This is a genomic window from Agromyces fucosus (genome assembly GCF_004134865.1).
Taxonomy (GTDB): domain Bacteria; phylum Actinomycetota; class Actinomycetes; order Actinomycetales; family Microbacteriaceae; genus Agromyces; species Agromyces fucosus.
In genome coordinates, this window is the sequence record NZ_SDPO01000001.1 from 965068 (window position 1) to 984238 (window position 19171).

Annotated in this window: 17 protein-coding genes; 4 read left to right on the forward strand and 13 right to left on the reverse strand. The window is 70.7% G+C overall.

All coding sequences use genetic code 11. The features are described 5' to 3' along the window. Positions 1–333 precede the first annotated feature (333 nt). Genes ESP57_RS04455 through ESP57_RS04470 form a run of 4 tightly spaced genes read right to left on the reverse strand, consistent with a single transcriptional unit; the run spans position 334 to position 4604 of the window. A complete protein-coding gene (locus ESP57_RS04455; RefSeq protein WP_056012906.1) occupies positions 334–1338 on the reverse strand; it encodes a hypothetical protein in 1005 nt (334 codons plus the stop codon). Next, positions 1335–2567 carry a sensor histidine kinase gene (locus tag ESP57_RS04460; RefSeq protein WP_129230671.1) on the reverse strand — a complete coding sequence of 411 codons (1233 nt, stop codon included), beginning with the start codon at positions 2565–2567 and terminating at the stop codon, positions 1335–1337. The genes ESP57_RS04455 and ESP57_RS04460 overlap by 4 nt, the downstream gene beginning before the upstream one ends. Then, on the reverse strand, positions 2554–3261 hold the full coding sequence (locus ESP57_RS04465; RefSeq protein ID WP_115958411.1) for a response regulator transcription factor: 708 nt from the start codon (positions 3259–3261) through the stop codon (positions 2554–2556). Before ESP57_RS04465 ends, ESP57_RS04460 begins: the two co-directional genes overlap by 14 nt. 2 nt (positions 3262–3263) lie before the next feature. Beyond that, positions 3264–4604 (reverse strand): class I SAM-dependent RNA methyltransferase, encoded by a 1341-nt coding sequence (locus ESP57_RS04470; protein WP_129230672.1) that lies wholly within the window; start codon positions 4602–4604, stop codon positions 3264–3266. Between the two features lie 45 nt (positions 4605–4649). On the opposite strand from ESP57_RS04470, the gene ESP57_RS04475 reads away from it, so the two are divergent. Both ESP57_RS04475 and ESP57_RS04480 read left to right on the forward strand, forming a co-directional pair. Continuing rightward, positions 4650–5300, forward strand: a complete 651-nt coding sequence (locus ESP57_RS04475) for a Maf family protein (RefSeq protein ID WP_129230673.1) — start codon at positions 4650–4652, stop codon at positions 5298–5300. Positions 5301–5397: 97 nt separating this feature from the next. Further along, positions 5398–7170 carry an acetyl/propionyl/methylcrotonyl-CoA carboxylase subunit alpha gene (locus ESP57_RS04480; protein WP_129230674.1) on the forward strand — a complete coding sequence of 591 codons (1773 nt, stop codon included), beginning with the start codon at positions 5398–5400 and terminating at the stop codon, positions 7168–7170. A 78-nt stretch (positions 7171–7248) separates the two neighbouring features. Here the strand turns inward: ESP57_RS04480 and ESP57_RS04485 are convergent, their stop codons facing one another. From ESP57_RS04485 to ESP57_RS04500, 4 genes are all read right to left on the reverse strand, one after another. Continuing rightward, positions 7249–8673: a flavin monoamine oxidase family protein gene (locus ESP57_RS04485; protein ID WP_129230675.1), complete on the reverse strand. Its 1425-nt coding sequence runs from the start codon at positions 8671–8673 to the stop codon at positions 7249–7251. A 153-nt stretch (positions 8674–8826) separates the two neighbouring features. Continuing rightward, complete coding sequence (locus ESP57_RS04490) at positions 8827–9561, reverse strand: hypothetical protein (protein WP_129230676.1); 735 nt, start codon at positions 9559–9561, stop codon at positions 8827–8829. 122 nt (positions 9562–9683) lie between these two features. Next, positions 9684–11207 (reverse strand): APC family permease, encoded by a 1524-nt coding sequence (locus ESP57_RS04495; protein WP_115957308.1) that lies wholly within the window; start codon positions 11205–11207, stop codon positions 9684–9686. Between the two features lie 45 nt (positions 11208–11252). After that, entirely contained in the window at positions 11253–12683 is a 1431-nt protein-coding gene (locus tag ESP57_RS04500; RefSeq protein ID WP_056012911.1) for an NAD(P)H-quinone dehydrogenase, read from the reverse strand. 84 nt (positions 12684–12767) lie between these two features. Between ESP57_RS04500 and ESP57_RS04505 the strand changes: the two genes are divergently transcribed. Together ESP57_RS04505 and ESP57_RS04510 are read left to right on the forward strand one after the other, a co-directional pair. After that, positions 12768–13595, forward strand: coding sequence for a purine-nucleoside phosphorylase (locus ESP57_RS04505; RefSeq protein ID WP_129230677.1), 828 nt, complete (start codon positions 12768–12770; stop codon positions 13593–13595). Positions 13596–13605: 10 nt separating this feature from the next. Beyond that, positions 13606–15315, forward strand: coding sequence for a phospho-sugar mutase (locus tag ESP57_RS04510; protein ID WP_129230678.1), 1710 nt, complete (start codon positions 13606–13608; stop codon positions 15313–15315). A gap of 33 nt (positions 15316–15348) precedes the next feature. Here ESP57_RS04510 and ESP57_RS04515 read toward each other — a convergent pair whose 3' ends face one another. The 5 genes from ESP57_RS04515 to ESP57_RS04535 form a co-directional block, all read right to left on the reverse strand. Beyond that, positions 15349–15633 (reverse strand): PTS sugar transporter subunit IIB, encoded by a 285-nt coding sequence (locus ESP57_RS04515; protein WP_056010013.1) that lies wholly within the window; start codon positions 15631–15633, stop codon positions 15349–15351. After that, positions 15630–16088 carry a PTS sugar transporter subunit IIA gene (locus ESP57_RS04520; RefSeq protein ID WP_056010015.1) on the reverse strand — a complete coding sequence of 153 codons (459 nt, stop codon included), beginning with the start codon at positions 16086–16088 and terminating at the stop codon, positions 15630–15632. The genes ESP57_RS04515 and ESP57_RS04520 overlap by 4 nt, the downstream gene beginning before the upstream one ends. Before the next feature lie 56 nt (positions 16089–16144). Next, positions 16145–17257 (reverse strand): adenosine deaminase, encoded by a 1113-nt coding sequence (locus ESP57_RS04525; protein WP_129230871.1) that lies wholly within the window; start codon positions 17255–17257, stop codon positions 16145–16147. A gap of 154 nt (positions 17258–17411) precedes the next feature. Next, complete coding sequence (locus tag ESP57_RS04530; RefSeq protein WP_129230679.1) at positions 17412–18713, reverse strand: thymidine phosphorylase; 1302 nt, start codon at positions 18711–18713, stop codon at positions 17412–17414. Continuing rightward, entirely contained in the window at positions 18710–19129 is a 420-nt protein-coding gene (locus ESP57_RS04535; RefSeq protein WP_056010022.1) for a cytidine deaminase, read from the reverse strand. Before ESP57_RS04535 ends, ESP57_RS04530 begins: the two co-directional genes overlap by 4 nt. Positions 19130–19171 lie beyond the last annotated feature (42 nt).

Here is a 19171-nt window from a genome sequence, read left to right on the forward strand (position 1 = left end):
ACGCCACGGATTCCGGGAAAGGGGGACACGCCTTGTCCCCCGAAATGATGACTTTGCTTCTGTGGGATCGTGCACCAATATTGTCAGTGCAGGCTCCACAGGAGTCGCCACCGTCATCGGTCGGGTAACCGATGGCAGTTGGGGGCGAGTCAGGGCGACATTCGGGTTGTCGCGGTGACTCGGGCTTGATGGGGGGTCGATCTCAGATCGACCCCCCACCTTCATGTCAGGCACCGATTCAGGTGAGCCCCGATTCATGTCGGGCACCGACGGTGCTCGAGATCCCGACCGGTCACGCTCGAGCGCAGCTCGCGTGCGGCGTCGCCCGCCGCTTCAGAGCACGCGCGGGATCTCCAGCCACAACTCGACCTCGGCCTCGTCGGAGTCCGACGACGAAGTGCTCGACTCGCGGAGCCCGACGACGGTGACCGCCACCGGCGATGCCTCCGCGGCGGTGCGGACGATGATGCGATCGGCGGACGACTCCGCCACGGCGTCGGCGAGGCGTGAGAGCACTCGGTTCCGCGTCGCCTCGTCGAGATCGTCGATGCCGCCCTCGTCGAGGAGGGTCACCGTGATGCCGCGGGCGCGGGCGCGCTGCACCTCGAAACGCACCGCGTCGGTCAGGAGCATGCGACCGCGGATCTCGTCGCGGATCGCCGCTTCGAGCATGCGGCACTCGGTCCGCTGCTCCTCGGTGAGCGCCCCGCCGCGATCCGCGATGCGGCGCAGCATCGGCGCTGCGAGCCGGTTCGTGTGGGCGAGGCGCATGCGGCCCTCGAACAGGTGCGCGTCCTGCGCGGCCTGCCACGCGGCGGCCTCCCGTTCAGCCTGCGCGTAGCGACGCGTCTCGCGTGCCGCGGTCGTCAACGCGGTCGTCAGCATGTGCGCGATGCCGACCCAGACGATGCTGCCGATGACGCCGAGCCCGCCGAGCGAGAACGGGCCCGCCCACACGACGCTCTGCACCGCGAGCGCGATGACGCCGAGCCATGCCGCGGTCAGCTGACGCCGAGCCGCGGTGATCGTCATGAGCGTGCCCACCGCCGCGACGTACCACGTGGCGTACCCGTTCTCGGCATCGGGGTCGAGCTGGCTCGTCACGAGGAGCGGGAGCACGATCGACACGGCGAGGTCGAAGGCCGCGAGCCAGTCGGGCATGCGCACTCGCTTGGCGGGCCACAGGCTGAGCGTCGTCGCCGTCGAGTAGAGCAGCAGGGCGACGACCGCCGGCCATGGCGACGCCGCCTGGCCCAGCGAGTAGATGCCGAGCACGACGTGGTACGCCGAGAACAGTGCGCCGAGCACGAGCAGGAGCCAGCGGGGAATCGAGATCATGCCGCGCCACCCGCTCCCTGCGGCCATGCCACCGTCACGGTCGTGCCGTGTCCGATCCTCGATTCGATGTGCGCCATGCCCCCCGCGTTGGCCATGCGCTCCTCGATCGAGACGCGCAGCCCGAGCCGCTCGGCGGGCACTCGGTCCATCGCGAACCCTCGGCCGTTGTCGGCGATCTCGATGACGCAGCCGCCGGCGCGCACGCCCCTGATGCGGAGCTCTCGTCGCGTCGACAGGCCCGGCTCGTCGGCGTGCTGGAGGCTGTTGACCATCGCCTGCACGGCAGCCGCGTAGAGCGCCTCGACCGCCTCGACGGGCAGCTCGACGCCGCCGGCGTTCACGACCCGCACCGTGAAGGGGGTGGTGAACGTCGTGAGGGCTGCCCGCAGCCGCCGCACGAGCACCGGAAGGCCCACCCGGTCGAGCGCCCGCGGGCCGGTCGCTCCGGCCTCGTCGAGGCGTTGCACGGCATCGCGCGCCATGCGGGCCGCGAGCTGCTGCTGCTCGGGCGTCGAGGCCGCCGCCGCCGAGAGCAGGGTCGTGAGCACGCTGTCGTGCACGAGCGCGTCGACCTTGACGCGCTCGATCTCGTTGGCGTGGAGTCGCGCGGCGACGTCGTAGCGTTCGAGGGCCGCCTCCTGCGCGGCATCGACGGCTCCGGCGGTCTGCCGCAGCATCGTCACGATGACGAGCACGACGACACCGAGCACGACGGCGTACAGCGCGTCGAGCACCGCGAGCAGCGGACCGGCGTCCCCGCCGGACGGGAGCAGGCGGATGACCCCGTACACGGCGGGGACGACGATCGTGTAGGCGGCGGCCCACACCGGCAGCACCGCGACGACCGCGGCCGTCGTCGCGACGGTGCACAGGTAGTACAGCCATGGCGCCGCGCCGTGGAGGGCTGCGGGGTCGTCGACGAGGAACGGCCACGCCACGAGCGCGAGCGCGTACAGCAGCGCGAAGGCGAGGCACGCCGTGCGCACCGCGACCTTCGTCACGGTGGCGACTGCGAGGCCCACGATGGCGCCGTACAGCACCGCCATGAGCGCGGCACCGGCGCCGGGTAGGAGGGCATCGGCCTGCACGAGCGCGATCGGCACGGTCTGCGCCCCGAACACGAGGCCGAAGAGTCCGAGCGCCCGGCCCGTGACGGTCTCGACCTGCGCTCGGGTCACCGTTGAGCGGCGACGCGAGAGTCGCGTCACCCGCCAGTCAACGGCGGGCATCTCCGCCATCGTCGAGCCCGGGGAGGATCCCGTCTTCGACGGCGCGGCGCAGGAGGTCGACCTTCGTCGGCGCGGGTCGACCCACCTCGATGTACTTCGCGCGGATGCGGTCGAGGTACTCGCGTGCCGTGGAGTGGGCGATACCGAGCTGGGCGGCGACGAGCTTCAGCGGGAGTCCCGAGGCGTAGAGGTGCAGCACGTCGTGCTCGCGTCGTCCGAGCTGCGCCTTCGCGAAGTCGCGATCGGCCTCGATCGCGCTCGCCCATTCGACGTTGTTGAGCACCTCGCCGCGAGCGACCGTGGCGATCGCGGCGATCACGGCCGACATCGGCGAGGCCTTCGGGATCACGCCGGCGGCGCCCGCCGCGAGCGACTCGCGCACTGCGGCGACCCGATCGGCGATGCTGTGCACGAGCACGGCGCTGCCGGTCGCGAGCACGGCCCGCACATTGTCGGTCACCGTCGTGCCGTCCCCCAGTGAGAGGTCGAGCACGACGACGTCGCACGCACGGCCGGCGAGGCCGTCGAGCAGTTCTGGCACGCTCGCCGCGTCGACCACGACGTCGTAGCCCGCGTCGCGGCAGGCCGCGCGCAGGCCGAGTCGCACGGCTTCGTGGTCGTCGACGATCGCCACGGTCGCCGCGGCATCCGCTTCTCGTGTCGGTGCTGCAGCTCCGACGTCCCCCTCGTTCACGTTCACACGATAGCGCGGAGGCGGGCGACCGCCTCGACGTGATGGGTGTTCGGGAACAGGTCGTAGGCACGCAGCTCGTCGAGCTCGTAGCCGCGCTCGCGGAACAGGCCCACGTCGCGGGCGAAGGCGACCGGGTCGCAGGCGACGTAGACGAGCTGCCGCGGGTGCAGCTCAACGAGCCGTTCGACGACCTCTCGGCCGGCTCCGGCACGCGGTGGATCGAGCACGATCGTCGCGTCGCGGAGGCGCGCGCGTTCAGCGGCACCCGATCCGGCCTCGAGTTCGGCGAGGTACCGGTCGACGCGAGCCGTCACGGCGCGGGCGCCGAGCCACTCCGAGAGGTTCGCCCCCGCGTGCTCGGTGGCACGCGCGTCGGACTCGACCGTCGTGATGCGCACGGTCTCGCCGAACCGGTCGCCGACGGCTGCCGCGAGCAGCCCGACTCCGCCGTAGAGGTCGTGGTTGGCTGCACGGGGGTCGAAGAGGTCGTCGTCGACGAGTTCCTGCACGGCGCGCGTGAGCGTGGCCGCGGCGCCGCGGTGGACCTGCCAGAAGCCGTCCCGGTCGAGCCGGAAGCTGCGATCGCCCACGCGCTCCTCGATCGTCGGACGCGAACCGCGTGCCGGGCGGTCGCCCTCGACCATCACGATCGCGGGATCGCCCGCGCTCGGTGCCACGAGGTCGATGGCGGTCGCGCCGGGGAATCGGTCGCCGAGGGGCGCGAGCGCCGCCAGTTCGGCCACTGCGAGGGGGACGGACGTCACGGGCACGATCGAGTGGCTGCGCGCCGCGTACGGTCCCACACGGCCGTCCGCACCGACATGGAGGCGCATCCGCGTGCGCCATCCGGTGCCGTCGTCGACCGAGACGCCCTCGGCGAGCGCGGGATCGACCGGGGCGACCTCGACACCGACCTCGACGCCCGCCATGCGCGCGAGCGCGTCGCGCAGCACCTCGCCCTTCAGCGCTCGCTGCCGCTCCATGCGGATGTGGCCGAACTCCGCGCCGCCGGGTCGAAGCTCGGGCGCGCGATCGACGGATGCCTCGGCCCACACGTGCTCGCGGCGGTCGGGCGAAGCCTCGAGCACTTCCACGGTCTCCGCGCGCCAGAACTTCTCCTTGGCCTGGTCGCTGACGCGAGCGGCCACGCGCTCCCCCGGGATGGCGTCGGCGACGAAGACGACTCGGCCCTCGTGCCGGGCGACGAAGACACCGCCGTGGGCGACCCGCTCGACCTCGAGCTCGATCACCGGCCCGTCGGTGGCGGGCGGCTTCGGGGTGGGGCGGGGCGAGCGCGAGGGCTTGCGCCCACCGGTTCGACGCGGGCGTCGGTTCTCTGGCATGCAACGAGCATTCCACAGCGGCGGGCCTGCGGGCAGGATGGAGGCATGCGCCTCTACCTCGCCTCGACTTCGCCGGCCCGACTGCAGACCCTTCGCGCGGCCGGGATCGAGCCGACAGCGCTTCCCCCCGGTGTCGACGAGGAAGCCGTCGTCGCCGCGCACGAGGCGCTCTCCGGCCCGCTCGACGCTCGCGAGATGGTGCAACTGCTCGCACAGGCGAAGGCCGAGGCGCTCGTCGGCGCCGAGCCGGGCGGAGAGCCGGTCGACGGGCTCATCCTCGGCGGCGACTCGGCGTTCCTGACCGGCGGCTCGATCCACGGAAAGCCGCACCTGCCCGACGTGGCCCGGCAGCGCTGGCTCGCCCAGAACGGCGGTCACGGCGAGCTCTGGTCGGGTCACTGGCTCATCGACCACCGCGGCGGCCGGGTGAACGGCGCGGTCGGTCGAGCGGATGTCGCGACCGTGCGCTTCGCGGCGCTCGACGACGCCGAGATCGACGCGTACATCGCGACCGGCGAACCACTGCTCGTTGCAGGCGCGTTCACGATCGACAGCCTCGGCGGTCCCTTCATCCGGCGGGTCGAGGGAGACCCGTCGACGGTCGTCGGCCTCTCGCTCTCGACGCTTCGGGACCTTGTTCGCGAGCTCGGCGTGGCGTGGCCGTCGCTCTGGAACCGCCGGCCCGCTGCCGAGTGACCGCTCGCGTCGATTGTCGATGCCCGCAAGAGACATCCGCTCTTTTTGTGGAAGGCACCCAAAGAGCCGACCCGCGCGCGCAATAGGCTTGAGCATTATGCCGCGCATCTCCAAGGTCCTCATCGCCAACCGTGGCGAGATCGCCGTCCGCGTCATCCGGGCCGCCCGTGACGCCGGCCTCGGCTCCGTCGCCGTCTACGCCGACCAAGACCGCGACGCGCGGCATGTGAAGCTCGCCGACGAGGCGTACGCCCTCGACGGCACGACGAGCGCCGACACGTATCTCGTGATCGACAAGATCCTCTCGATCGCCCGCCGCTCGGGGGCCGACGCCGTGCACCCCGGCTACGGATTCCTCGCCGAGAACCCCGACTTCGCCCGTGCCGTGATCGGCGCGGGCCTCATCTGGATCGGCCCCTCGCCCGAGGCGATCGAGCGACTCGGCGACAAGGTCTCCGCACGCCACGTCGCCGAGAAGGTCGGCGCCCCGCTCGCGCCCGGCACCCTCAACCCCGTCGCGGATGCCGCGGAGGTGCTCGATTTCGTCGACGTGCACGGCCTGCCCGTGGCGATCAAGGCCGCCTTCGGCGGCGGCGGCCGCGGCCTGAAGGTCGCCCGCACTCGCGAAGAGGTGCCCGAGCTCTTCGATTCGGCCACCCGCGAGGCGGTCGCTGCGTTCGGCCGCGGCGAGTGCTTCGTCGAGAAGTACCTCGACAAGCCTCGTCACGTCGAGACGCAGTGCCTCGCCGACGAGCACGGCAATGTCGTCGTGGTCTCGACCCGCGACTGCTCGCTCCAGCGCCGCCACCAGAAGCTCGTCGAGGAGGCGCCCGCGCCGTTCCTCACCGACGCCCAGACCACGCTGCTCTACGAATCGTCGAAGGCCATCCTCCGCGAGGTGGGCTACGTCGGCGCCGGCACGTGCGAGTTCCTGATCGGCCAAGACGGCACGGTCTCGTTCCTCGAGGTCAACACGCGGCTCCAGGTCGAGCACCCGGTCTCCGAAGAGGTCACCGGCATCGACCTCGTGCGCGAGCAGTTCCGCCTCGCCGAGGGCGGCGTGCTCGACTACGCCGACCCCGTGACGACCGGGCACTCGATCGAGTTCCGCATCAACGGCGAGGACCCCGGCCGCGGCTTCCTGCCTGCGCCCGGCCCCGTGCACCAGTTGCGCTTCCCGGGCGGCCCCGGCATCCGCATCGACTCGGGCGTCACCTCCGGCGACGAGATCTCCGGCGCGTTCGACTCCCTCCTCGCCAAGCTCATCGTCACCGGTCGCGACCGCAAGGACGCGCTCGAGCGCGCGCGCCGCGCACTCGACGAGTTCGAGGTCGCGGGCCTGCCCACCGTGCTGCCGTTCCACCGCGACATCGTGCGCAATCCGGCCTTCGCCCCCGACGGCGACGAGCCGTTCTCGATCTACACGCGCTGGATCGAGACCGAGTACGACAACCAGCTCGAGCCGTGGTCGGGCGAACTCGCCGACAACGCCGGTCCCGCCGAACGCACGAGCGTCGTCGTCGAGGTGGCCGGTCGCCGGGTCGAGGTCACCCTGCCGAAGCGCATCGTGGGCGGCGGGTCACCCGCTTCGCGCACCGCCGGTGCTGCTCCGCGCCGCCGTGCCGCGTCGCACGCCGTCGACACGGGCACGGGCGACGCCGTGAAGGCGCCGATGCAGGCGACCATCGTGAAGGTGGCCGTCGCCGAGGGCGACAAGGTCGTCAAGGGCGACCTCGTGCTCGTGCTCGAGGCCATGAAGATGGAGCAGCCGATCCTCGCCCACAAGGACGGCGTCATCGGCACGGTCAACGCCGAGGCCGGCGCGACCGTCTCGAGCGGGCACCTGCTGCTCGCCATCGTCGACGCGTAGTCGCGACGACCCCTCGAACGAACAGAACCGCCGTGCGGTGCCGGTCGGCACTGCACGGCGGTTCGGTATGCAGAAGACTCAGCGCAGCGCCAGTGCGGCGAGCGCGGCGTTCGCCGCGGACACGCCGGAGTTCCGCGAGGAGTGGATCGTGCTCGTCACCATGCCCGCCCAGAAGACCGTGTCCGCGATCGGCGCGTTCAGGCCGCTGCGCCGTGAGAACGGCCCGGGGTACGCGCCCCTCGCGAACTCGTCCTTCGACCAGTCGTAGGTCGAGGCGTTGACGTACTGGAGTCCCTGGTCGCCGACGGCGGTGCGCACGTTGTCGAGCGCCGCCTCGAACCGTTCGGTCTCGGGCAGGTCGAGGAGTTCCTGCGCCTTGCCGCCCGTCATCCAGGCGACGACGATCTCGCCCCCGTAGCCCGGCGTTCCGACCGAACCGTTCCAGAGGCTCGGCGGGTTCTTCGAGAACGTCGTCATGATGTCCCAGGCGTGCGGCACCGGGTGGTCGGGCGGCAGCACCGGCTGCGCGAACTCGAGGATCCCCTTGAAGACCGGCAGGTACTCGATCTCCTGGAATCCGTCGCGCTTGTCGGCGGGCAGCGGCGGGTCGAAGACGACGTCGCCGTGCTTCAGCACGCCACCCGGCAGGGCGACCACGAGCGTCTTGGCCTTGAACGAGCCGATGCTCGAGTGCACGTCGACCCTGCCCGGCCGGTGCTCCACCGTGTGCACCCGAGCGCCGTGCAGCAGCGGGAGTCCTGCCACGAGGGGCTGCAACACCTGGTTGTACCCGCCGATGACCCGGTAGTCGCCGTATTCCTCGGGCGGGAGCGGCCCGGACAGGTCCTGCGTCTCGAGGCAGGCGACCACGGTGTCGACGACGAACCACGCCGGCAGCACGTCGAACTGCTCCGAGTCGACCTCGATCGCCGCCAGCGCCGTCGGATAGTTCTCGGGCGGGATGCCGACACGCCCGAGCCAGGCAAGGGCGGTCTCGCCGTCGCTCGGGTCGGGCAGTCCGTTCGGGTACGAGGGGGCCCCGAGGGGGAAGTGGAGGCCCTCGAAGTCGAATGCATCGGTCCACGGGGAGTCTGGCCGAAGCCGGGAGAAGATGGTCGTCTGCCGGTGTGTCGCGAGGCCGAGTTCGTTGATGAGCCCCCAGGTCGACACCGTCGTGCCGTGCACGAGTTCGGCGCCGCGTTCGATCGGGATGCCCATCGAGGTTCGGTCGGTCCACATGCGGCCGCCGATGCGATCACGGGCCTCGAGCACGAGCACGCGCTTGCCGGCATCGGCGAGCACTCGCGCGGCGCCGAGACCGGACGCGCCGGCTCCGATGACGATCGCGTCCCACATGCGGTTGTAGGAACCGGGGATGCCGCGCCGCGGGTGCGCACCAGCGGTGAGGAGCAGGCCCGCGGTGCCGGCCGCGCCGACGCCGAGCATGGTTCGTCGCGTGAGCCCTCGGGCGTCGGCTGCCTGGGTCGGGTCTTCGTCGTACATCGTGCCTCCTGGAACGTCGCTGTCGAAGGGGCCGCCGACGGTCCCTCGAAACGCGGAACCGGTCGGCGAACGGATGCTGCATTCGGACCGTATCGCGACCGGCGACGTCTGCGCAACGCTGTTGACAACATTGTTGCGATGGGGCGCGTTCGCTCAGACGTGCCCGATGCCGAAATTCCAGGGAGCACGGACCACGCTCGTCACGGTGGGATCGTTCTCCCGGTTCCAATGGCTCACGGCGACCGCGTTGGCGTTCGCCGGCCCGTAGGTACCGTCCCACTCGGAGTACCAGCGTTCTCCGACATCCGGACCCGTCTCCGCAGGGAACTCGTCGTAGCCGCTTCCATGCCAGGTCTCTCCCAGCTCGGCAGCCAGCGCCTGTGCGTCGTCTCCGGGGCGGAAACCCTGCACCGTGGCGACCGGGATCCCGTCGCCGACGATCGGATGCGTGAACTCGATCGCCACATTCATGTCGGAGGAGATGCCGTCGGGCTCGTGGTCGTCGATGACGACCACGCCCGGCCAGGTGTACTTCGTCCACGGGAACCACTCGTGGCCGCCGGGCCGCTCCTCGACATCGGGTGGGCCGCCGAGCACGTTCGAGATCGTGTCCACGAATGCCACCGCCTCCGCGTCGTACGACAACTCGCCGACGACGACGCCAGCGGCGTTCACGAGTTCGAGTTGTTCGGGTCGAACGACGATGCGCGCGACGACCGGATCCGCCCCGTCCGCGGTGGAGGTCGGCGCCACCGACTCGATCGGCGCCGTGGTGGCGTGCGGTGTCGGGCTCGCCGTGGGCGGAGGCTCCGGCGACGGGACGCAGGCAGTCAGCGCCAGCGCTGCCGCGAGGAGCATCGTCATGAGGCCGATCGAGCGCTGTTCCATGTGAGTCGCCTCCGTCTCGCCGGGCTGCCCGGCGAGTCGAATCTACTGGCACGCCGAAGTCCGGACCCGACCCTCCGGATCACGTTTCGGCAACGCCCGCAAGCGGACCCGTCCCCCTCTACTCAGCGGCCGGTCGGTGGCTCCGCGCCCTGCACCGTGGGCAGCTCGACCTCGCTCACGCGAAGCTCGAGGCCGAGCCGCGAGCGACGACGCCCGTACAGCAGGTAGATGACGAGCCCGATCGCGAGCCAGACCAGGAACCGCACCCACGTGAGCGTCGTCAGGTTGAACATGAGCCAGACGCAGAGCGCCGCCGAGAGGATCGGCAGCACGGGCGACCACGGCACGCGGAAGCCGCGCTGCAGGTCGGGGCGCGTGCGGCGCAGCACCACGACACCGATGCTCACGAGCACGAAGGCCGAGAGCGTGCCGATGTTGATCATCTCCTCGAGGAGGCCGACGTCGGTGAAGGCGGCGACGAACGCCACGACCGTGCCCGCGATGATCTGGATGCGCGCGGGCGTCTTCGTGTGCTGGGTGGTCTTCGACAGCCAGCGCGGCAGCAGGCCGTCACGGCTGAGCGCGAAGACGATGCGCGAGAGGCCGAGCAGGATGATCATGATCACGGTCGTGAGGCCCGCGAGCGCGCCGAGCGAGATCACGGCCGACGCCCAGTCCTGCCCGACGAGCCGGAAGGCGGTCGCGAGCGACGGCGTCTCCTCCGCCGCGAGCTCCGTGTACGAGACCATGCCCGTCATGACGATCGACACGAGCACGTACAGCAGCGTCACGATGCCGAGCCCGATGAAGATGCCGCGCGGCAGCCGCTTCTGCGGGTCGCGCACCTCCTCGGCGCTCGTGGCGACGACGTCGAAGCCGATGAACGCGAAGAACACGAGCGCCGCCGCCGAGAGCATGCCGAAGACGCCGTACTGCGCGGGCGCGGCGCCGGTCATCCAGGAGAGGAGCGACTGCGTCCAGACGTCCGTGGCACCGCCCTCGGTGGGCACCGCCTCGGGGATGAACGGAGTGAAGTTCGCCGCCTTGACGAAGAAGAAGCCGACGACGATCACGAAGAGCACGATCGCGACCTTGATGATCGTGAACACCGCGCCGACGCGCGCCGTGAGCTTCGTGCCGGCGACGAGGAGGACCGTGAACACGGCCACGATGAGGAATGCCGGCCAGCTCACCTCGATGCCGCCGAGCTGGAATGTCGACGGGAACGGCAACCCGAACGCGAGCAGCGCCTCGCCGAGGTAGACCCCCCAGTACTTGGCGAGCACCGCCGCCGCGGTGAAGAGCTCGAGGATGAGGTCCCAGCCGATGATCCAGGCGAGCAGCTCCCCCATCGTCGCGTAGGTGAACGTGTAGGCGCTGCCCGCGACGGGCACGGTCGAGGCGAACTCCGCGTAGCACATGATCGCGAGCCCGCACGTGACGGCGGCGAGCACGAAGGAGACGATGACGCTCGGCCCGGCGAAGTTCGCCGCGGCCTGCGCCCCGACCGAGAAGATGCCGGCCCCGACCGCGACCGCGATGCCCATCAGGGCGAGGTCCCACGTGCCGAGGGAGCGTTTCAGGCTCCGCTCCTCGTCATGGGAGTCGGCGATCGACGACTCGACCGATTTCACTCGCAGGTTCATGACTACCCCCTGAGGACGGCGCACCGCCCCCGCGGCGCTGCAACCTCAGCGTACGACGTGCATGGCCCGCGCGGCATCCGTCAAAGAACCGCTGAGCGACGGATACACCGGGAACGCCTCGGCGAACTGGTCCACCGTGAGGCGGTGCTCGACGGCGAGCGCGAGCGGGAAGATGAGCTCGGAGGCCTTCGGCGCCACGATCACGCCGCCGATGATCGCGCCCGACCCGCTCGACGCGAAGAGCTTCACGAAGCCGTCGCGGATGCCCATCATCTTGGCGCGCGGGTTCGACGAGAGCGGCAGCTTGTACACGACGCCGGGCACCACTCCCTCGTCGATCTCCTTCTCGGTCCAGCCGACCGTGGCGATCTCGGGCTGCGTGAAGATGTTCGAGGTGATGTTGCGCAGCTCTGGCGGGTTCACGACGTCGCCCATCGCGTGGAACACCGCGGTGCGGCCCTGCATCGAGGCGACGGAGGCGAGCGGCAGGAAGGTGGTGCAGTCGCCGGCCGCGTAGATGTTCGGCATCGACGTGCGAGCGACGCGGTTCACGCGGATGTGGCCGCTCTCGGCGAGCTGCACGCCGGCGTCCTCGAGGCCGAGGTCGAGCGTGTTCGGCACCGAGCCGACCGCCATGAGGCAGTGGCTGCCGCGCACCTCGCGCCCGTCGGTCAGGGTCGCCACGACGCTGTCGCCGTCGCGCACGACGGACTCGGCGCGGGACTTGTTCATGACCTTCATGCCGTTGCGCTTGAAGACCTTCTCGATGACGGATGCCGCGTCGGCATCCTCTCCCGGAAGGACCTGGTCGCGGCTCGAGATGAGCGTGACCTTGGCGCCGAGGGCCCGGTACGCCGAGGCGAACTCCGCACCGGTGACACCGGAGCCGACCACGATGAGGTGCTCGGGCACGACCTGCAGGTGGTAGAGCTGGGTCCACGTGAGGATTCGCTCGCCGTCGGGGACGGCGGTCGGAAGCACCCGCGGCGAGGCGCCGACCGAGATCACGAGCGTGTCGGCCTCGATGCGGTCGAAGTCGGTGCCGCCCTTGGCGGTCGAGACGATGACGGCGTTCGGTCCGTCGAGGCGACCCTCGCCCTGCACGAGGTGCACGCCGGCCTCGATGAGATTCGACCGCATGTCCTCGGACTGCTGGGCGGCGAGGCCGAGCAGCCGCTTGTTCACGGCGGCCAGGTTGATCGCGACGTTCGGCTTCACGGCCTTCTCGGAGTCGCCCTTCGCGAAGAACTGCACGCCGAGATCGGCGGCCTCCTTCACGGCGTTGGAGGCCTCGGCGGTCGCGATGAGGGACTTCGATGGGACCACATCGGTGAGCACTGCGGCACCGCCGACACCGGCACGCTCGATGAGCGTGACCTCCGCCCCGAGTTGTGCGCCGGCGAGCGCGGCCTCATACCCTCCAGGCCCTCCTCCGAGTACGGCAATACGTTGGGTGCGCTCGAACTCATAGGCCATGCTCACATTCTGCCAGTTCACGCCCTCGGGCCAGCAAACGAGCACGACCTCGCCGCGGCATCCGCTGCTCATTAGAGTGGGATGATGCACGCTGCGAACCCGCTCGACGATCCCACTGCCGACCCCTTCGCGATCGCCGCCCTCGCGGCCGAGCGCATCGCGGAGCTCACCGGAATCGAGCGGCACGACGTCGCACTGACGCTCGGCAGCGGCTGGGGCCGCGCCGCCGAGCTCATCGGCGAGACGACGCACACGATCGCCGCGACCGAGGTGCCCGGGTTCTCCAAGCCCGCCCTCGAGGGCCACGTCGGCACGCTGCGCTCGGTGCTGCTGCCGAGCGGCAAGCGCGCCCTCATCATCGGCGCCCGCACCCACTACTACGAAGACCACGGCGTGCGCCGCGTCGTTCACTCCGTGCGGACCGCGGCCGCGACGGGCGCGAAGACGATGATCCTCACGAACGGCGCGGGCGGCATCAAGGAGCACTGGACCCCCGGTACCCCCGTGCTCATCAGCGACCACATCAACCTCACGGCCGATTCGCCGCTCGAGGGCGCGACCTTCATCGATCTCACCGACCTCTACTCGAAGCGGCTCCGCGACCTCGCGCACTCGATCGACCCGGCGCTCGACGAGGGCGTCTACTGCCAGTTCCGCGGGCCCCACTACGAGACGCCCGCCGAGGTGCAGATGGCGAAGATCATCGGCGGCCACATCGTGGGCATGTCGACCGCCCTCGAGGCCATCGCCGCCCGCCAGGCCGGCATGGAGGTGCTCGGCATGTCGCTCATCACGAACCTCGCAGCCGGCATCCAGACGACGCCGCTGAGCCATGAAGAGGTCATCGAAGCCGGGCGCATGGCCGAACCGGTGATCTCGAGCCTGCTCGCCAAGATCGTCGCAGAACTCTAAGGGGCAGCGGATGTCGCAGACCGACGATTCCCGCGACGCGGAACGCATCGCCCTCGCCGAGGCATGGCTGGCGCAGGACCCCGACCCCGAGACGATCGCCGAACTCACGTCGATCGTCGACGCGGTGCGCGGCGGCGACACCGCGGCATCCGCCGACCTCGCCGACCGCTTCGACCAGCGACTCGCGTTCGGCACGGCCGGCCTCCGCGGCGAGATCGCCGCCGGACCGAACCGGATGAACCGGGTGCTCGTCTCCCAGGCGGCAGCGGGCCTCGCCGCCCACCTCGTCGAGCACGCCGCGCTCGGGCAGACGCCCTCGATCGTGATCGGCTTCGACGGCCGCAAGAACTCCGCCGTCTTCGCGCGTGATACCGCCGAGATCATGGCCGGTGCCGGGGTTCGCGCGATCCTGCTGCCCCGGCTGCTGCCGACGCCCGTGCTCGCGTTCGCCGTGCGGTACTTCGACGTGTCGGCGGGCGTCATGGTGACCGCGTCGCACAACCCGCCGAACGACAACGGCTACAAGGTCTACCTCGGCGGCGACGACCACGGTTCGCAGATCGTGGCGCCGGCCGACGCCGAGATCGCCGCGCAGATCCAGCGCGTCGCCGACACCCGGCTCGTCACCGAACTGCCTCGCGGCGTCTTCGAGACGGCCTCCGAGGCGGTCGTCGACGAGTACGTCCGCCAGACCGCCGCGGTCGCCGCTCCCCCGGCAGCACAGCCGCGCGTGGTCTACACCGCGATGCACGGTGTCGGATGGCAGACGATGGCGAGCGTGCTCGCCGCGGCCGGCTTCGAGGCGCCGCGACTCGTCGAGGCGCAGATCGAGCCCGACCCGGCGTTCCCGACGGTGTCCTTCCCGAACCCCGAAGAGCCCGGCGCGATGGACCTCTCATTCGCACGGGCCCGAGAGGTCGACGCCGAGCTCATCGTCGCGAACGACCCAGACGCCGACCGGCTCGCGATCGCGATCCCCGACGCCGCTGCGGACTCCGGCTACCGACGCCTCTCCGGCAACGAGGTGGGTCTCGTGCTCGGCTGGCAGGCCGCGGAGCGGGCCGCCGCCGTCACCGGCGACTCGGGCCCGAACGGCGCGCTCGCGTGCTCGATCGTCTCCTCCCCCGGCCTCGAGGCCATCGCCAGGGCCTACGACCTCGACTTCGAAGCCACGCTCACCGGATTCAAGTGGATCTCCCGTGCGCCCGGACTCGTCTTCGGGTTCGAAGAGGCCCTCGGCTACCTCGTGAACCCCGGCACCGTGCGCGATAAAGACGGCATCTCCGCCGGTCTCGCCTTCCTCTCCCTCGCGGCCCAGCTCAAGTCCGAGGGGCGCACCGTCGCCGATCACCTCGACGACCTCGTCGAACGGTTCGGCTGCCACGACTCGGGCCAGATCTCGATCCGGGTCACCGAGCTCTCCCGCATCGGCGAGATCATGGAGCGCCTGCGCGCCGAGCCGCCCGCCTCGGTCGGCGGCATCCGGGTCGAGCGCATCGAAGACCTCGCCGAGGGATACGGCGACCTGCCGCCGTCCGACGTGCTCCGCATCGTCCTCGAGGGCGGCGGCCGCGTCATGGTGCGACCGAGCGGCACCGAGCCGAAGCTCAAGGTCTACCTCGATGCGGTGTCCGAGACGGGCACCGTCGCTGAGCGTCGCGCCGCGGCATCCGCTGCCATCTCGGCGCTCGACGCGGGAATGCGGGAGCTCGTCGCGTAGCTGCCAGCCGTCGTGGTGCCGGGCTCGAGGGGATCAGCCGAGCGACGTCTCGAGCTTCGCGCCGATCTCCTCGACATCGAAGTAGTTCGACACCTCGACGATCTCGGCGAAGCTGCGACCGATCGCGGCGCGCACAGCGCCCGCGAGCTCGGTCGACGTCAGGATGACCTGCGCGTCGGCGGCCGCCACGGCGACGCCGGCGAGATCGCTGGCATCGACGTCGGCCGTGAGCCCCAGCCGGTCGAGCGCGCGCTCGGCATTGACCTTCAGGATCGCAGACGTGCCGATGCCGAGTCCGCAGACGGCGATGATCTTCACGCCCCGGCCTCCGCGTCGAAGCCGAGCAGGGTCCGCATCTCGTCGGCCGACTCCGCCCGCGCCATGCGACCGACGATGCCGCTGTCGTTGAACGCATTGGCGAGCTGCGCCACCGAGGCGACGTGCTCCTCGGCGTTCGACACGGCGAGGCCGACCACGACCCGCACGGGGTCGTTGTGCGGATGGCCGAACGGCACGGGTTCCGCGAGCGTCACCACGGCGAGCCCCTCGCGACGCACGTCGGGTCCCGGCCGGGCATGCGCGAGTGCGAGGCCCGGCGCGATCACCACGTAGGCGCCGAACTCCTCGATGACCGCGATCATCCGGTCGGCGTACTCCGAACGAGTGGAGCCCGAGCGCGTGAGGGCGCGGCCCGCCTCGCGCACGGCGGCACGCCAGTCGTCGACGTGCGCCCTGAGCACGATCGCGTCGTCGGGGAGCGGCGGGAGGGTCATCGGGGTCCGTTCAGGATGGTGCAGGCGGGTGCTCGGTGCGCGGGGGCATCCGTGCGTCAGGCGTCGTCGAAGCCGTTCTGGATCTGCTCGGCGAGCTCTTCGCGGTCGTCGAGCGGCAGGAACGCCGCCGCCGCCGCGTTCAGCTGGAACGTCTCGAAGTCCTCGAGGTCGTAGCCGAACGCGTCGCTCAGCAGCGCGAGTTCGCGGGTGAGCGTCGTGCCCGACTGCAGGCGGTTGTCGGTGTTCACGGTCACGCGGAAACCGAGCTGGTAGAGCAGGTCGAACGGGTGGTCGATGAGCTCATCGCCCCACGCCGCGATCGCGCCGGTCTGCAGGTTCGACGACGGGCTGGTCTCGAGCGCGATCTCGCGGTCGCGCACCCACTGCGCGACCGGACCCAGCGACACGTAGGTGTTCTCGTCGTCTTGGCGATCGATGATGAGGTCTTCGGCGATGCGCACGCCGTGACCGAGCCGCAGGGCGCGACCGTCGAAGAGGGCGCTGCGAATGGACTCGAGGCCGTCGGCCTCGCCGGCGTGGACGGTGACCGGCAGGTACTGGCTCGCGAGATAGTCGAACGCGGTGCGGTGACGGCTCGGCAGGAAGCCGGCTTCAGCACCGGCGATGTCGAATCCGACGACGCCGCGGTCGCGGTGCCGGACGGCGAGCTCCGCGATCTCGAGACCGCGGTCGGCGTGGCGCATGGCCGTGACGAGCTGGCCGACCCGGATGCCGCGGCCCTGAGCGCGTACGTCGTCGACGCCCTGCTCGAGACCGGACTGGACCGCCTCGACGGTCTCGTCGAGACTGAGGCCGCGCGTGAGGTGCTGCTCAGGGGCCCAGCGGATCTCGCCGTAGATGACGCCGTCGGCCGCGAGGTCCTGCACGAACTCGCGGGCGACGCGAGTGAGCCCCTCGCGGGTCTGCATGACGGCGGTCGTGAGATCGAAGGTCTTCAGGTACTCGACGAGCGAGCCGGAGTTCGACTGCTCGGCGAACCACCGGTCGAGGCCCTCGGCATCGCTCGCGGGAACCTCGTGACCGATCTCGTCGGCGAGCTCGAGGAGCGTCTGCGGACGAAGGCCGCCGTCGAGGTGGTCATGCAGCGAGATCTTCGGCAGGGCCTGGATGTTCGTGCCGTCGCCTTCGAGGCGGTACTCCGTCGGAATCGTGTTCACGAGTCAACGATAGCGACAGGGTGCCCGGGAAGTCTCGGCAATCTCGAAGCAAGGCCGGCGGAGGAGCGCCGAAGGAGCATGTCGAGACCCGTCACTCGGATCTCGATCGCTCCCCCGCGCTCGCTCCGCGATCGGAAGAAGCCGCTCAGCGCCCGATGCGGTCGGCGATCAGCGGGCCGCCGTCATTGATCGGATCACCGGCATCGCCGATGCGCCAGGCCCCCTCGACAGCCTCGAGCGCCCGCGAGAACCGGGCGGGCTCGTCGGCGTGCAGGGTGAAGAGCGGCTCGCCCGCTCGCACGGTGTCGCCCGGCTTGGCGTGCAGCTCGATGCCGGCGGCGTGCTGCACGGGGTCCTGCTTGCGTGCGCGTCCGGCACCGAGGCGCCAGGCCGCGATGCCGAACGGCAGTGCCTGCTGCTCCACGAGCACGCCGTCGCGCTCTGCCGTGACGACATGCTGTTCCCGCGCCACCGGCAGGGCGGCGTCGGGGTCGCCGCCCTGGGCGCGGATGGCTCGCCGCCACGTGTCCATGGCGCGCCCGTCGTCGAGGGCGCCCTCGACATCGGCGTCGGGCTGCCCCGCGAGCGCGAGCATCTCGCGGGCGAGGGCGACCGTGAGCGCGCGGACATCGGAGGGGCCGCCGCCGGCGAGCACCTCGACCGACTCCCGCACCTCGTTGGCGTTGCCGATCGTGAGGCCGAGCGGCACGTTCATGTTCGTGATGAGCGCCGAGGTCGCGACCCCCGCGTCTTCGCCGAGTTCGACCATGGTGCGCGCGAGTTCGCGCGAGCGTTCGATGTCGGTGAGGAACGCACCGGAACCGAACTTCACGTCGAGCACGAGGGCACCGGTGCCCTCGGCGATCTTCTTCGACATGATCGAGGAGGCGATGAGCGGGATGGCCTCGACCGTGCCCGTGATGTCGCGGAGCGCGTAGAGCTTCTTGTCGGCCGGCGCGAGTCCAGCGCCGGCAGCGCAGATCACGCCCCCCACGTCGCGGAGCTGGGCGAACATCTCGTCGTTCGTGAGGTCGGCGCGCCATCCGGGGATCGACTCGAGCTTGTCGAGCGTGCCGCCCGTGTGCCCGAGCCCACGACCCGACAGCTGTGGCACCGCCACGCCGAAGGTGGCGACGAGCGGCATCAGGGGAAGCGTGATCTTGTCGCCGACGCCGCCGGTCGAGTGCTTGTCGCTCGTGGGCTTGCCGAGCCCCGAGAAGTCCATGCGCTCGCCACTGGCGATCATCGCCATCGTGAGGTCGCGGATCTCGCGGCGGGTCATGCCGTTGAGGAAGATCGCCATCGTCATGGCCGACATCTGCTCGTCGGCGACGTAGCCGCGCGTGTAGGCGTCGACGAGCCAGTCGATCTCGGGCGTCTCGAGTTCGCGACTGTCTCGCTTCGCGCGGATGAGGTCGACGGCGTCGAACGGTTCGACGGTGCTCATGGCTTCACTCCTCTGAATTCGGCGAGCTGCCGGGGACCGAACGCGTCGGGCAGCACCTCGTCGATGGTCTTGATTCCCGACACGGTGTCGAGCAGCATCCCGTCGGCCGAGTGCTCGTAGAGCAGCTGCCGGCAGCGTCCGCAGGGCATGAGCGCCGCGCCGTGGCCGTCGACGCAGGCGAAGGCGACGAGCTTGCCGCCGCCCGACATGACGAGCGCGGAGACGAGCGAGCACTCGGCGCAGAGCGTCACGCCGTACGACGCGTTCTCCACGTTGCAGCCGCTCACGATGCGGCCGTCGTCGACGATCGCCGCGGCCCCCACCGGGAACTCCGAGTACGGCACGTACGCCTTCGCCATCGCCTCGCGGGCACGCCCGCGGAGCTCGTTCCAGTCGATCGCATCCGTTGCGGTCATGGTGCTCCCCCGTTCCAGGATGTCGGTGTCCGGGCGCTTCGC